8 protein-coding genes are annotated in these 14126 nt (G+C 38.6%); 2 read left to right on the forward strand and 6 right to left on the reverse strand.

What is annotated here, in order from left to right:
- Positions 1-315: 315 nt before the first annotated feature.
- From leuA to EXE10_RS07115, 6 genes are all read right to left on the reverse strand, one after another.
- Positions 316-2013: a 2-isopropylmalate synthase gene (leuA, locus tag EXE10_RS07090; protein WP_087552384.1), complete on the reverse strand. Its 1698-nt coding sequence runs from the start codon at positions 2011-2013 to the stop codon at positions 316-318.
- 288 nt (positions 2014-2301) lie between these two features.
- Complete coding sequence (locus EXE10_RS07095; protein WP_130112876.1) at positions 2302-3408, reverse strand: alpha-hydroxy acid oxidase; 1107 nt, start codon at positions 3406-3408, stop codon at positions 2302-2304.
- A gap of 2 nt (positions 3409-3410) precedes the next feature.
- A complete protein-coding gene (locus tag EXE10_RS07100) occupies positions 3411-4094 on the reverse strand; it encodes a Fe2+-dependent dioxygenase (RefSeq protein ID WP_130112877.1) in 684 nt (227 codons plus the stop codon).
- A gap of 116 nt (positions 4095-4210) precedes the next feature.
- Positions 4211-6427 (reverse strand): catecholate siderophore receptor Fiu, encoded by a 2217-nt coding sequence (locus EXE10_RS07105; RefSeq protein ID WP_130112878.1) that lies wholly within the window; start codon positions 6425-6427, stop codon positions 4211-4213.
- A 353-nt stretch (positions 6428-6780) separates the two neighbouring features.
- Positions 6781-9093 carry a TonB-dependent receptor gene (locus tag EXE10_RS07110; protein WP_068973063.1) on the reverse strand — a complete coding sequence of 771 codons (2313 nt, stop codon included), beginning with the start codon at positions 9091-9093 and terminating at the stop codon, positions 6781-6783.
- Positions 9094-9507: 414 nt separating this feature from the next.
- Entirely contained in the window at positions 9508-11697 is a 2190-nt protein-coding gene (locus tag EXE10_RS07115; protein ID WP_130112879.1) for a TonB-dependent receptor domain-containing protein, read from the reverse strand.
- 267 nt (positions 11698-11964) lie between these two features.
- Here EXE10_RS07115 and tig point away from each other — a divergent pair, with 267 nt between their 5' ends.
- Entirely contained in the window at positions 11965-13296 is a 1332-nt protein-coding gene (gene tig, locus EXE10_RS07120) for a trigger factor (protein ID WP_087552390.1), read from the forward strand.
- Between the two features lie 188 nt (positions 13297-13484).
- Positions 13485-14096 carry an ATP-dependent Clp endopeptidase proteolytic subunit ClpP gene (gene clpP / locus EXE10_RS07125; protein ID WP_068973066.1) on the forward strand — a complete coding sequence of 204 codons (612 nt, stop codon included), beginning with the start codon at positions 13485-13487 and terminating at the stop codon, positions 14094-14096.
- Positions 14097-14126: the final 30 nt, after the last annotated feature.

Below are 14126 nucleotides of genomic sequence, written 5' to 3' on the forward strand. Positions count from 1 at the left end.
GAACTTGACTATATTTCGCAAAGAAAGTTCCCTCTTTTTTTAGGAGAGGGTAAGGGAGAGGTAATTATTTACCCTCATCTGAACCATCTCCAACGACCTCTTGTGCTTTAACAAAGCGATGCTTTATTGCGCTTAAGGAGAAAGGATTTTCATTGCTGATTTAATAGCACTTTAGCCTGTAAAGTTGTTCATTCTTTGATTCGTGAAAATACTCATTTCTAATGAATACATAAAAGAAAGGATACCACTAGAGGCATCCTTTCTAAAGTCTTTTAATTGATATGGCTTATATCGATCAGGCACATTCGCCTTGATTTATACGGCAGCAGCAATCACTTGGTCTGTGCTAAGTACACCTTGATCAATCAAGCGGTTGGTTGCTGCAATAATCGCTTCAATAGATGATGTGACGATATTGTCATGAACCCCTGCACCGAATGCAGATTTACCTTTACCTTGAACTTGTAATTCAATCAATGCCAAAGCTTTTGCATGTGCACCTGAGCTAATACTGCGTTCTTCATAGTTCAAGACATCAATCGGCAATTGAAGTGCATTCAAAATTGCAGAGATAGGACCGTTACCTTCACCACGTAAATGCTGAGTTTCACCATTCACTTCAATATCAAGTTCAATCACTTGGTTGCCATTTTCATCCGACAAACGATAGTTTTTCGCTGAATAATGGGCATCTTTTGCAGCAACATAAGTGTCTTTGAACAATGTCCAAATTTGCTGTGCAGTAACTTCAACACCTTCATCATCAGCCACTTGTTGAACCACTTGCGAGAATTCAACTTGTAAACGACGAGGTAATACCACGTTGTAGTTCGATTCCAACAAGTACGCAATACCGCCTTTACCTGATTGTGAGTTAACACGAATCACTGCATCGTAGTCACGACCTAAATCACGTGGGTCGATTGGCAAGTAAGGCATATCCCACATTTCTTCGTTCTTTTGGAACTCGAAACCTTTTTTAATCGCATCTTGGTGTGAACCTGAGAATGCTGTGAAGACCAAATCACCTGCATACGGATGACGTGGATGTACAGGCAAGCCTGTGCATTCTTCAACAGTGGCAATGATTTCATTGATGTTTGAGAAATCCAATTCACATGGCACACCTTGGGTATACATGTTCAAGGCAATCGCAGCAACGTCGACGTTACCTGTACGTTCACCATTCCCAAACACACAACCTTCAACACGGTCTGCACCTGCCATGATTGCCAATTCAGAAGCAGCGATACCACAACCACGGTCATTATGACAATGAACTGAAATGATCACGCCATCACGACGTTGGATGTTACGGTGCATCCATTCGATTTGGTCGGCATAGACATGCGGGCCTGAAACTTCAACCGTTGCAGGCAAGTTCAAAATCACTTTATTTTCAGGCGACGCTTCCCAAATTTCAGTCACAGCATCACAAACGTCTTTTGCGACTTCTAATTCAGTTGCAGTAAAGCATTCAGGGCTGTATTGGAAAATAAAATCTGTTTCAGGCTGTTTTGCTGCATATTCTTTGACTTTGGTTGCAGCATTGATTGCCAATTGTTTTGCACCTGCAACATCAACATTCAACACTTTCTGACGGAAGGTTGGCGAGTTTGAGTTGTAGATATGCACAATCGCGCGTTTTGCACCTTGTAAAGATTCAAAAGTACGTGCGATCAAATGATCACGTGCTTGAACCAAAACTTCGATATAAACATCATCAGGAATATGACCTTCTTCGATCAATTTACGAGTGAAATCAAAATCCACTTGTGATGCAGATGGAAAGCCAATTTCAATATGTTTAAAGCCAATTTTCACCAACATTTGGAACATTTTGAATTTTTGTTCAATGTTCATCGGTTCGAAAATCGCTTGGTTACCATCACGAAGATCCGTGCTCATCCAAATCGGCGCTTTATTGATTTCGTTGTTTGGCCATTGACGGTCAGGCAAGTCTACACGTTGATACATGCGACGATATTTTTTACTTGGATCAGCCAACATCATGAGGTAACTCCTTGTGTAGTTCTTGTTGCTCGTTGCTTCGGTAAAGACAAGGGATAAAGGCAACTTACTACATATATAGATTGTGTCTATCTGTTCAATTTACAAGTGTTTTTACAAAAAATGCTGTAAATTTAAATAAGCTTCATCGTGGGTAATATAACTCAGCTTATATACGGATGACTTGCAAATGGTTTAACTTGAGATTAATTCTAAAACAGTTGTCTTGGAAATAATTTCCTTAATTTGCACAAAAAATATAAGTTGAGAGAAAAATTTCCTTTAAAAAGCTTAATCGTGAAAAATATATTCTTTATTGATTTCTTTCACGGTAGCTGTTCCCATCAAAGCCATAGTAATTTCAAATTCTTCCTTCAAGATTTTCAATACATGCGCCACACCTAAAGCCCCTGCGACGGACAAGCCATAAATCGCAGGGCGACCAATCAAGATTGCAGAAGCACCCATTGCCAAAGCTTTAAAAACATCAGTTCCGCGACGGATACCGCCATCGAGTAAGAGTGGAAAATTAGCAGGAACCACAGCTTTGATTTTTTCTAAGGCTTTCAGTGGAGAAATAGACGTATCTAAAACACGCCCACCGTGATTAGAAATGATTAAGCCTTGCACACCGATTTCTACTGCTTTTTTAGCATCAAGCGGATGTAGTACGCCTTTTAAAATCACAGGTAAATCTGTGTTTACAATGATAAATTCGATGTCCGCCCATTTCGGTGCAATTTGCATTAAACCTTCAAATACAGGATGTTGATGCGCTTCTAATTCAGGTAGGGGAATATGTGCAGGTGTATGTGGATGTTGCATGCCTTCGGGTAGTTGGAAAAACACACGACGCTCACGATCTCGAATGCCTGTATGTGGAGAATCCACTGTGATTACAATGGCTTTAAAGTTTTGTTGCTCTGCAAGGCGTACCAAAGCCAATGATTTTTCCCGATCACCTTGCCAATACAGTTGAAACCATTTCAAAGGATTTTCTTGTTTTAAATGTCGCATGTCGGTATTGGTGAAAGTGCTCAATAGCATATTGCTTCCCAATACTTCAGCTGCCAAAGCGGTGGCTGCTTCTGCATCAGGATGGAACTGTTGTTGATGTCCAATCGGTGCAAGAAAAATCGGATGCGGAAATTTCTGTCCAAAGATTTCAATCTCGGTTGAACCTTGCGTCAGGTCATTGAGCAATCTTGGAACGAGTTGAATGTTTTGAAATTGTTGTAAATTATTTCTGACACTCTGTTCATCCATTGCACCGCCTTGTAGATAGTGCCACACCATATCAGACAGATGTTTCTGCGCCTGAATTTCATAATCTGCAATGGTTTGTAAATACGCAGGGATTTGTGTCAATGGAGCGAGGATTTGCTGTGTTTCTGCCATGTTTATAAATCTCCCCATTGACGAAGCAAATTATGATAATGGCTAGTCAAACTCACCACTTCTTCATTATCACCCAACTGTTGACGGAGTTTGATAATCGTCATGTCTAGATTAAACAACATGGTACGTTGCCAATCATCTTTGACCATGCTTTGCATCCATGTAAATGCTGCGATACGTTTTCCTGAAGTGACAGGTTCAACACGATGTAAACTGGTCGCAGGGTAGAGAATTGCATCGCCTGCATCGAGTTTAACTTCATGACAACCATAGTTATCTTCTACGATCAGCTCACCACCTTCGTATTCTTCAGGATCAGATAAAAAAACAGTCATCGACACATCGGTACGAATCATTTGCCCTGTGAGTGATGAAAATTGCACTGCATTATCAACATGATTACCGTAGTTGCCACTGTCCTGATAACAGTTCAGCATCGGTTGTAAAATGTGTTTAGGCAGTCCTGCTGATTGTACCAAAAGATTGTTTTTGAGCGCTTTTAAAACTTGAGTTGAGATCTCTTGGTAGACTTCGTGATGAACATCAACTTGTAAATTATTCTTAATCTGTTGAGCTTGTGAGCCTGCACTTAATTTGCCATTGAGCCAAAGTTTTTCATCTTGTAACTGTGCTCGAAACTCAGCGACTTGTTGTTTTGTTAATACTGCTGGAATATGTAACATCATTGGCTTGGATCACTCTTTGAAACAATATTTTGTACAAATAATAAAGTAGTACACTCGCTAAGAATGTACTACTTTTTGACATTCAACTAAATGTAAATTTAGGAGAATTTGAACTTTTAGAACTTGTAGTTTACCGATAATGCAGCAGAACGAGGTTGTCCAATAGAAACACGACTACCTCCATTATTCAGTGTATTGAGGTACTCTTTATCTGCAAGGTTATAGACGTTTAAGTTCACTGAGGCATTTTTAAAGCTATAACCTGCTAAAGCATCAAAAACCACATAACCTGGAATAGAAGGCATTGCTGCTGGAGCTGTACTGTCGGTAATAACACGCTTTTGATCATCTACATATCGTGCGCCTAGACCGATGTTAAACCCTTTGTATTTGTAAGTAGACCATAAACTTGCAGTCCATTCAGGTGACCAACGAACACTATCAGTTTTTGTCACTACTCCTGTTGTTGCATTGACACTGATTTGATCTTCTTGCTCAGTTTTCATGTGAGCAATACCTGCTGAGATGTTCCAAGCATCGGTAATTTTGCCTACTGCACTCAGTTCTACACCTTTAACGATGGTTTTACCTTCTTGTACAGATTCAAGAGTGATCGCATCTTGAGTAAATTGATTCTCATTGACAGTGTAATATGCTGCCGCATTGACTGCTAATTTGTCATTGAGTAAGTCCCATTTTGTACCCACTTCATAGTTATGTGTTTCTTGTGGTTTCGCTGCTGAACTATTCGCTCCTGTTGCAGATAAGCTAAAGTTTGCACTGCCTGGAGGTGTCAATGATTTTGCATATGCAGCATAGACACTACTTTTTTCTGTTGGTTTAAACAGTGCGCCTAATTTCCAACTGACTAAAGTATCGTGAGCAGAAAAAGAACTGAGTACGTTGGTTGCGCTGAGTGAATCATAATCTGTGTCGTAATAATCAACACGAATGCCTGTGTTAAACTGTAAGCGGTTATCTAACATTTTTAAAGTATCAAATAAGAACACAGCCGCGGTATCCGTTTGACCATCATTTTTTGCACCTGTATGTGTAACTGGTGCAAATACGTCAGTTTTATAATTTGGTCTATAAAGATTTGCAGGCGTCGTCGTTGTACCTGTTGCAGCAGCCAGTGGTTTTGTGATTTGTTGCTCTTGTAAGAGTTCTAATCCAGCAACGACATTGTGTTCAATTGCCCCAGTTTTAACATTCCAGTTTAAGGTTGACTGGTTTGCTAAAATTTTATTGGTCTGATCTACCCCTTGTCTTGAACGTGTTAGTGTCCATTTTGAAGGATCTGTAGAATTGTTGCGATTGAGTGCACCAGTCCCTGTAAGTACTCGATCCATTTGGGTTTTGCCAAGGCGTGTTAAGTTCGTAAACTTTAAATTGTTGGCTAAATCACTTTCGATTTTTGCACTCACTAAATTAGAGTCAATATCTTCATAATCATTTTTGCTACCATAATAATTTTCAAAATCTACTTTCGGTGCTGTTGCTAAAATAGAGTCTGCATTCCAGAAACCTTTATGCCCAACAGCAGGGATGCCACCATCTGGAATATTACGTTGACGCACATGTTGGGAATATAGATAGAAGCGTGTATCTGTATCTAAACCAAAGGCGATCGATGGTGCGATGGCATAGCTATTACTTTCTACGACATCACGACCTTCCACACCACCATCTTGTCCCATGACATTGAGACGAACAGCAGTACTTCCATTAATGGCTTGGTTTAAGTCAGCTGATAAACGACCATTTTCTGCGGTGTTATAACGTGCTGAAACAGAACGGCTGTTAGTCAGAGAAGGGAGTTTACTCACAAGATTAATATAACCTGATGCTGAACCACGACCTGTTTCAGAACCTGATGGACCTTTTACAACTTCGATCTGTTCTAAGTTGAATACATCACGGCTGATTGCACCTAAGTCACGGATACCATCAAGATAAGTAGAGGTTTGAGTTGAAAAACCACGCATTTGGAACGTATCACCAGCACTGGTATTCCCATTTTCACCCAGCTGTAAAGTAATCCCCGGTGTGTTGCGCAAAGCTTCAACTAAAGAAGTTGCACCTTGTTCTTGAATAATTGCTTTTGAAATAATCGAAACTGTTTGAGGTGTATCAACCAAAGGCTGTGTGTATTTTGCTGAGCTAACTTTGTCTACTTTATAAGGATTCTCTTCTGTCTTTTCAGCTTTAACATCTATCGTAGGTAGCTGAGAAACATCAGTTTGCGCAGCATGTACAAATAAAGGCAACGATGCAGCAATTGCAATAAATGATGCAGATTTATTGAGTTTTCGGCTTTTGATTTGTGCCATGTTGGAATCCCTTAAAATAGATAATTCATGTTCATAAGCACTGCACAATAGTTCTGGAGAAAATTGTGCAGAGTTCATGAAGGCTTTGTTAAATAGTGTAACAATGGTGCGAATAATAATGAGAATACTTATCAATAACAATGGTGATTATTCTTATTTATATTTGGAAATTATGTTTGATTTTTAAGTTTTGATTTATTAAAACAATAATGAAAACGATGAAAGCATGTCTTTAACTATATGAATAATGAGATTTTTTTAATATTTGGTAAAATTTAACTACTTAAAGACAAGCATAAAAATAGCCCCTAGGAGTAGGGGCTATTTTATAGTTCGATCAGTGTATTGAAAACTTAGTATTTAAAGTTTAAAGATAATACTGCACTACGACCTTCAGCTTCTGTTGCATAATGTGAAGAATATGCTTTAGTGAAGTAGCGTTTGTCTGAAAGGTTGTTTAGGTTAAGTTGTAAATCAACATTTTTGTTTACGTTATAACGTGCCATAGCATCGTAACGGACATAACCTGGTACAAATTTAGTATTTGCAGCATTGCCATAGACTTTATCCATTGCAATAGCACCAACACCTAAATTTAACTGTGGAAGTACTTGGTAAGTCGTCCAAAGAGTAGCTGAGTTTTTAGCAACGTTTTGAACTTGGTTCCCTTCATTTGTTTCTTTTGGACCATCATCAACAAGTTCGCTATCTAAATAGGTATAACCAGCGCTTACAGCCCATTTTTCAGTGATATTGCCATTAGCACCAAGTTCAAGACCATCTACACGAGTTTCACCGATATTACGTGTAAATCCATCAGTAGTAACTGCTTTGGTATTTTCTTTTTCAGTACGGAAAATTGCAGCAGTTAAGTTTAGCTTATCATTTAGAACATCCCATTTTGTGCCAATTTCATAAGTTTTAACTTCTTCTGGCTTTAAATTGTTCATCGCACGAGCTTGTTCTTCTGTCGTGTTACGACCTGGCGCACCGATCCCTTCTGAGCCATCGCCACCATCTACACCGACAGGATTTGCAGAGGTAGCATAGCTGATATAAACAGAACCATTTTCGCGTGGTTTAAATGTTAAACCAGCTTGGTAATTGAAAAAGTCTGAGTCACTGTTCAGTTTAAGTTTGTCACCTACTTTAGCTGTAGGTTTTGCAGCTGTCACAGCACTGTTTAATGCGCCATAAGTCATGACCTGATCTGTTTCAAACTTATCCCAGCGAACACCAAGATCAAGGATCCATTGCGGGTTAAATTCAATGCTGTCTAGGAAATATACAGAGGTGGATTTAGACTGGATGTTGTATTGGTCAGCGCCTTGAGTACTTAACGTTCCATTGAAACCATAGCGTTCAGGGTTATTGACATTAACACATCCAGGACCTGTAGATGTCACTGCTGAACCACAAGCATACGAAGTACCTGTAGCGTCCTTACCGTTGATAATATACTGGGTACGATCAGTTTCCTGGTCTGAATATTCAGCACCTAAGTTGAAGCTGTGTTTGAGTGCGCCTGTATTAAATTTACCTGTCAGAGCCAGCTGATCAGTAAATGTATCTGTATCAGCAATACGGGAGTTTGCACGTGCCCAGACATTGCCTGTTAATGCACCTGTAGCAGAGTAGAAGTTACCTTTAGAGTCATCAGGGTTTGTCCAGAGGTAATCATTTTTAGACTTGTTATATACTGCCGTATTAGTAAGTGTTAAATCATCAGTTAAATCATGTTCTAATTTGATCGTACCTACTTGATTTTCTTGTTTTTGGAAATCACGGTCTTTCCATCCATAATAGATGCCTTGTTTAACATCAATAGGTTTACCATTTCCGTTCAAACCAGCATTTGCATTGGTTGCTGCAAATGGATTGTTGTAAGGAATACCTGAATCAGGAGTATCGTCAGTTCTTAAGTAATAATAGCTTAACGTCGCACGAGTTGGTGTATCTAAACCAAAAGTAATACTTGGTGCAATACCTGCACGTTTGTATTCAGCGCCATCATCTTGACCTGCTTTTTCGTTATGGTGACCCATCACAGCAACACGTGCTGCAACGCCGTTACCAAAGTCTTTGTTACCATCTAAAGTAATACGTTGATAGTTATCTGTACCGCCTGCAACAGAACCTTCTAAAAAGTCACCTTTTTTAGCAACTTTAGAAATCATATTGATGCTACCACCTGAAGTACCAGCACCGCCCATAGCAGATGCAGAACCTTTGGTCACTTCAACTTGTTCTACAGCGAACATTTCACGGTTTTGTGAAGTTGAATTACGTACACCGTCAACATACATAGAGCTTTCAGAGTTATAACCGCGAATGAAAGGACGGTCACCATTTGGATTACCACCTTCACCTGCACCCAAAGTAATACCAGGAACGGTACGAAGTGCATCACTCAAAGTTGTAACCTGAGTATCCTCGATCAATTGTTTTGAGATCACAGAAACTGACTTAGGCGTATCTAGTAAAGGTGCAACAAATTTTTTATTTGCAGATTCATCTACTTTTAAACTTTGTTCAGCAGTCGCTTGTGCTTTAATTGTTGGAAGTTGTGTTGTTTCTTCTTGTGCGATCGCTGCTGTTGCAATAACAGAAAGAGAAGAGGCGATTGCGGTTGAAACAATCTTTTTGCGTGATTTGATAAAAGACATACGTGACTCACAAAGAGTAGTGTAAATTTGTATGCGAATAATAATGATTCTTGTTTTTTGTTGCATCTGTTTTTTATTGAAATTGTCGATGGTTTTCTCATTGAAATTCGTCTAAATAAATTAAGGAAAAGATATTTTTAAAATAAAATATTGATATTTATTTAATTTTTTGAAAATTGAAGTATTTCAAAATGTTAAAAAAAGGATGGTTCATGGATGCTGTTTTATCATTAAGTAAGTTTGTTGAAGATTCAAACAGCTTTTTAAAGTGAGGTTTGAGAGCGTGGGATAAGAATAAAAATGAGTTGTGAAATAGTGCGAAATAGATATTGCTATTATAGAATAATAAAAACCCATTAATTTTTATCCAATTAATGGGTTTTTTAGGTAGATTTTTAAATATTATTAATTAAATTAAAACTTAAACGTTGTACTGAGTTGTACACGACGTCCTTCCTGCGTATTGCTATATCGGTTGTAATAACTTGAATCTACTTTTTCATAATCGATAAAGTTTTTATCAAATACGTTATATAAAGCTACACCAACATCCCAGTTTTTGTTAATTGTAAAGTTTGAACCAAGATGCAGCAGGGCATATGATTCATAGTCGCCTAAAGCATCATAAACTTTTTTATTGGCTGCACTTAGGTTTTCATATGTTGATGTAAAACGAGCACGGTCACTTCGGTATTCACCTCTTGCCCACAATTGAATATTGTCATCCGCTTGCCATTTTAAAGAGGCATTCACGATATGCTTAGGTGTATCATTAAGAGGTGGATTCCCTAGTTTTGAATCTTTAATTTCAGTTTCTGTCCATGTGTAATTTAAGCCAAATTTCCAAGTAGGTAAGAATGACCAGTTTAGACCTGTTTCAATACCATAGATTTCTGCTTCTTCTGCATTCATTGAACGAGAAATTGTCCATGCACGACTACCCGTATCGCCCGCTTGCATCACCCAAGGCGTTCCGATGCTCGCCATGAATTGCTCACATTCAGCTTTATTGATGTTGGCATCACAGGTTTTTTCGATAGGACCAGAAACAATCTTATCTTCAACTTTATTGTAGAATGCACTGATATTGGCGTCAAAGTTTGATGTATTACTAAAATATGCACCGAGTTCGAAGTTTTTACTGGTTTCTGGCTTTAAATCAGGATTACCAAATAAAGGACTACGACCTTGTCCACCCACATTATAAATACCAGTAGTTAGACGCTCTAAACGAGGTGCTTTATATCCCTCTGAATATCCACCTTTGAACGTCCAGTTATCATTGGCATTCCATACTAAATACGCACGAGGTGTCCAAAAGTCACCAAAAGTATCATGATCATCAAAGCGTAAACCTAATGTTAGCGCTAGGGCATCTGTAAGTGCCCAAGTGTCTTCAGCAAATAAGCCTAATTGTTCAAAAGAAATCTCTTTATTTACTCTTAAACCATCTTTAATACTGGCATCCCACCATTGACCGCCAACCGTAATATTGTGACCGCTGAAATGTTGAGTCGTGAATTTTGTATCAAAAATAGTATCTTCACTCTCTAATAAACGTGGAGTGATATTTGTAGAGCCGTTTTGCGCACGTGAAGGAATCAAACGACCAATCGTTTCAGTTTGGGTGTTCGTAATGCTCGAATCTAAAGTGCCAAGATGAGTTCGCCAAGTATGTGCTAGGGTTAGTTTTTCACGATTGTATTCTTGTGCTTTGTCATAACCACCATTTGCACCCAACGTACCTAATTGACCGAGTGAATTGTCATACCATTGTTCTGTCTGTTCATATTCAGCAGAAATATCATGGTTATCCGTCGGTGTTAAAGTAAAACGCAGACCGATCGTTTCTAAATCTGACTTGGTTGGGTTATTTCCCATACTGAGTTCAATAGCGTCATCTTTATCATCAGTACGAGTCACATGAGATTGGCTTCTTTCTGCTTTTCTTCCACGAAGCTGAACACCTAGAAGATCTTTAATAATTGGTCCTGATAAATATGCATCAGCAGAACGTTGGTTACCAAAGTCTGAAGAGTTTGGATTTATCGTTCCCTCAAGTGTTACAGCACCTGTCCATTCATTGCTTACTTTCTTGGTGATAATATTGACCACACCACCCATTGCGTCAGAACCATATAATGTTGACGCAGGGCCGCGGATAATTTCGATTCGTTCAATCGCAGAAATAGGCGGAATAAAACTATTATTGGATTCACCAAAACCATTTGGTGTGATGTCACCTGTACTATTCTGACGACGACCATCGACTAAAACTAAAGTGTATTCAGAGTCCATTCCTCGAATACGAATGTTCAATCCACCTGTTTTCCCCGCTGTTGGACTAATATCGACACCTTCAACATCAACTAATGCATCAGCAATTGAGTTTATTCTTTTATTTTTAAAATCTTCGGCGGTAATTACTGTCATTGTTGCAGGAGCATTTTTAATATCTTGCTCAAATCCAGATGCAGTAACCACAATGGTAGAAAGTTGATGAGATGTCGTGGTGTTTTCAGGACTAGCTGTATTTGCAAATGCTGAACTTGCAGTAATGCTCAGGATCGCAAGTGCGAGTGGGCAGAGTGGGGATGTACTCATAAATAGAATTCCAAGTGGACGAGATAAATATATGAAAATAAATAAAATATAAAAAACAAACAAATGATAATGATAAAGTTTATCGTTTGCAATAAAAAATGTACAAAAATGAGTAATTATTCTAAAACATTGAAAAAAATAATAATGACTAGAAAGCTAAGAAAAAAAACGATAGTTTCGTTATCCTGTTTTGTATATCCTTTAATGTTGTCATATAATGTGGCACTTTTTAAAAAACTGTAATTACTAAATTCTATCGAGGAAGCCATGCAAGTAACTTCTGAAGCGGTTTCGGGCGTTGCCCGTCGTTTAAATGTATCTGTACCGACGAGCCGTGTGAACGCGCAATTTGAAGCTCGCTTAAAACGCACTGCTAAAACTGCGAAAATCAATGGTTTCCGTCCAGGTAAAGTGCCATTAGACGTTGTACGTCGCGAATATGGTGCGGGTATTTATCAAGAAGTAGTGAACGATGTAATTCGTGACACTGTTTTTGAAGCGATTCAACAAGAAAAAATCAATGCTGTTGGTATGCCAAACATCGACAAAGTTGAAAACAAAGATGATGCTTTAGTTTATCAAGCAACTGTAGAAGTTTACCCTGAAGTTGAAGTTAAATTTGACGGTCTTGAAGTAACACGTAAATCATCTGAAGTGAATGACAAAGATGTAGACGTAATGCTTGAAAACCTTCAAAAGCAACGTGCTGAATGGACTGAAACTAAAGGCATGGCTAAAAAAGACATGCAAGTAACTTTCGACTTCGAAGGTACTGTTGATGGTGAGAAGTTTGAAGGCGGCGCTGCTGAAGACTTTAAACTTGTATTAGGTTCTGGTCGTATGATCCCTGGCTTCGAAGACGGTATCGTTGGTATGAAGAAAGGCGAAGAGAAAGTTATCGACGTAACTTTCCCAGAAGACTACCAAGCTGAAAACCTTGCAGGTAAAGCTGCTCAATTCAAAATCACTGTGAAGCTTGTTGAAAAACAAAAACTTCCTGAAATTGATGCTGAATTCTTAAAAATCTTTGGTCTAACTGAAGAAGAAGGCGTTGAAAAATTAAAAGCTGACGTTCGTAAAAACATGGAACGTGAAGTGAAAAACGGTCTTCGTAACCAAGTGAAAGGTGCAACTTTTGATGCGCTTGTTGCTGCAAACGAAGTTGAAGTTCCTGAGTCTATGTTAGCTCAAGAAATTGATCGTCAACGTCAACAAATGATTCAACAATTCACTCAACAGTTTGGTGCTCAAGGTGCAAAAGCATTTGACAGCAGCATGCTTCCAGATGAATTGTTCAAAGAACAAGCTGAAAAATCAGTTAAACTTGGCATCTTAGTAAGCAAAGTATTGGCTGATGCTAAACTTGAAGTGGATCAAACTCGTGTAGATGCTTATATCGAAGATATGGCTTCTTCTTATGAAGATCCAACTGAAGTGATCGAATACTTCAAAAATGACAAACAACAGCGTGCTCAAATTGAAGGCGTTGTGTTAGAAGATCAAGTAGTTGATCACATTCTTGCTGCTGCAAAAGTGACTGATGAAGCTGTAAGCTACCAAGATTTGTTAAAAGAACAACAAGCGCGTCAACAAGGCTAAGTTGTTTGATCTAAAAAAGGCGCTTCGGCGCCTTTTTTTATGAGGTTGGAAATAAAATTATTTCATCCATTCACAATACTTATGCAAAAAATATCTGATATTTAGTTGGGAATATTTTGCATTTTCAGCAATTATCCCGCATATTGTGAACATGAGTGCAGTTACAAGAATTCAGGAATAAATAACATATGTATGTTCCATCAATTGAAAACGCTTTAGTGCCAATGGTCGTTGAACAATCTTCTCGTGGTGAGCGTTCTTTCGATATTTTTTCACGTCTTTTACGTGAGCGTGTGATTTTTTTAACAGGTGAAGTTGAAGACAACATGGCCAACCTTATCGTTGCGCAAATGTTGTTTTTAGAAGCTGAAAATCCTGATAAAGATATTCATTTATATATCAACTCACCAGGTGGTTCGGTGACTGCGGGTATGGCGATTTACGATACCATGCAATTCATTAAGCCAGATGTTGTGACTTACTGTATGGGTCAAGCAGCATCTATGGGTGCATTCTTGTTGAATGCGGGTGCAAAAGGTAAGCGTTACTGTCTTGAAAATGCACGTGTTATGATTCACCAACCATTAGGTGGTTTCCGTGGTCAAGCATCTGATATTGAAATTCACGCACGTGAAATTCTCTTTATCAAAGAACGTCTAAATCGTTTGATGGCTGAACATAGTGGTCAGGATTATGAGCGTGTTGCAAAAGATACAGATCGTGATAATTTCATGACAGCGCAACAAGCCAAAGAATATGGTTTAGTGGATCAGGTGTTAAGCAAACGCCCTCAAGACTAAACATTTAAAGATAAGATTTAAGAATTTGGA

Source organism: Acinetobacter sp. WCHAc060033 (assembly GCF_004209125.1).
Taxonomy (GTDB): Bacteria; Pseudomonadota; Gammaproteobacteria; order Pseudomonadales; family Moraxellaceae; genus Acinetobacter; species Acinetobacter wuhouensis.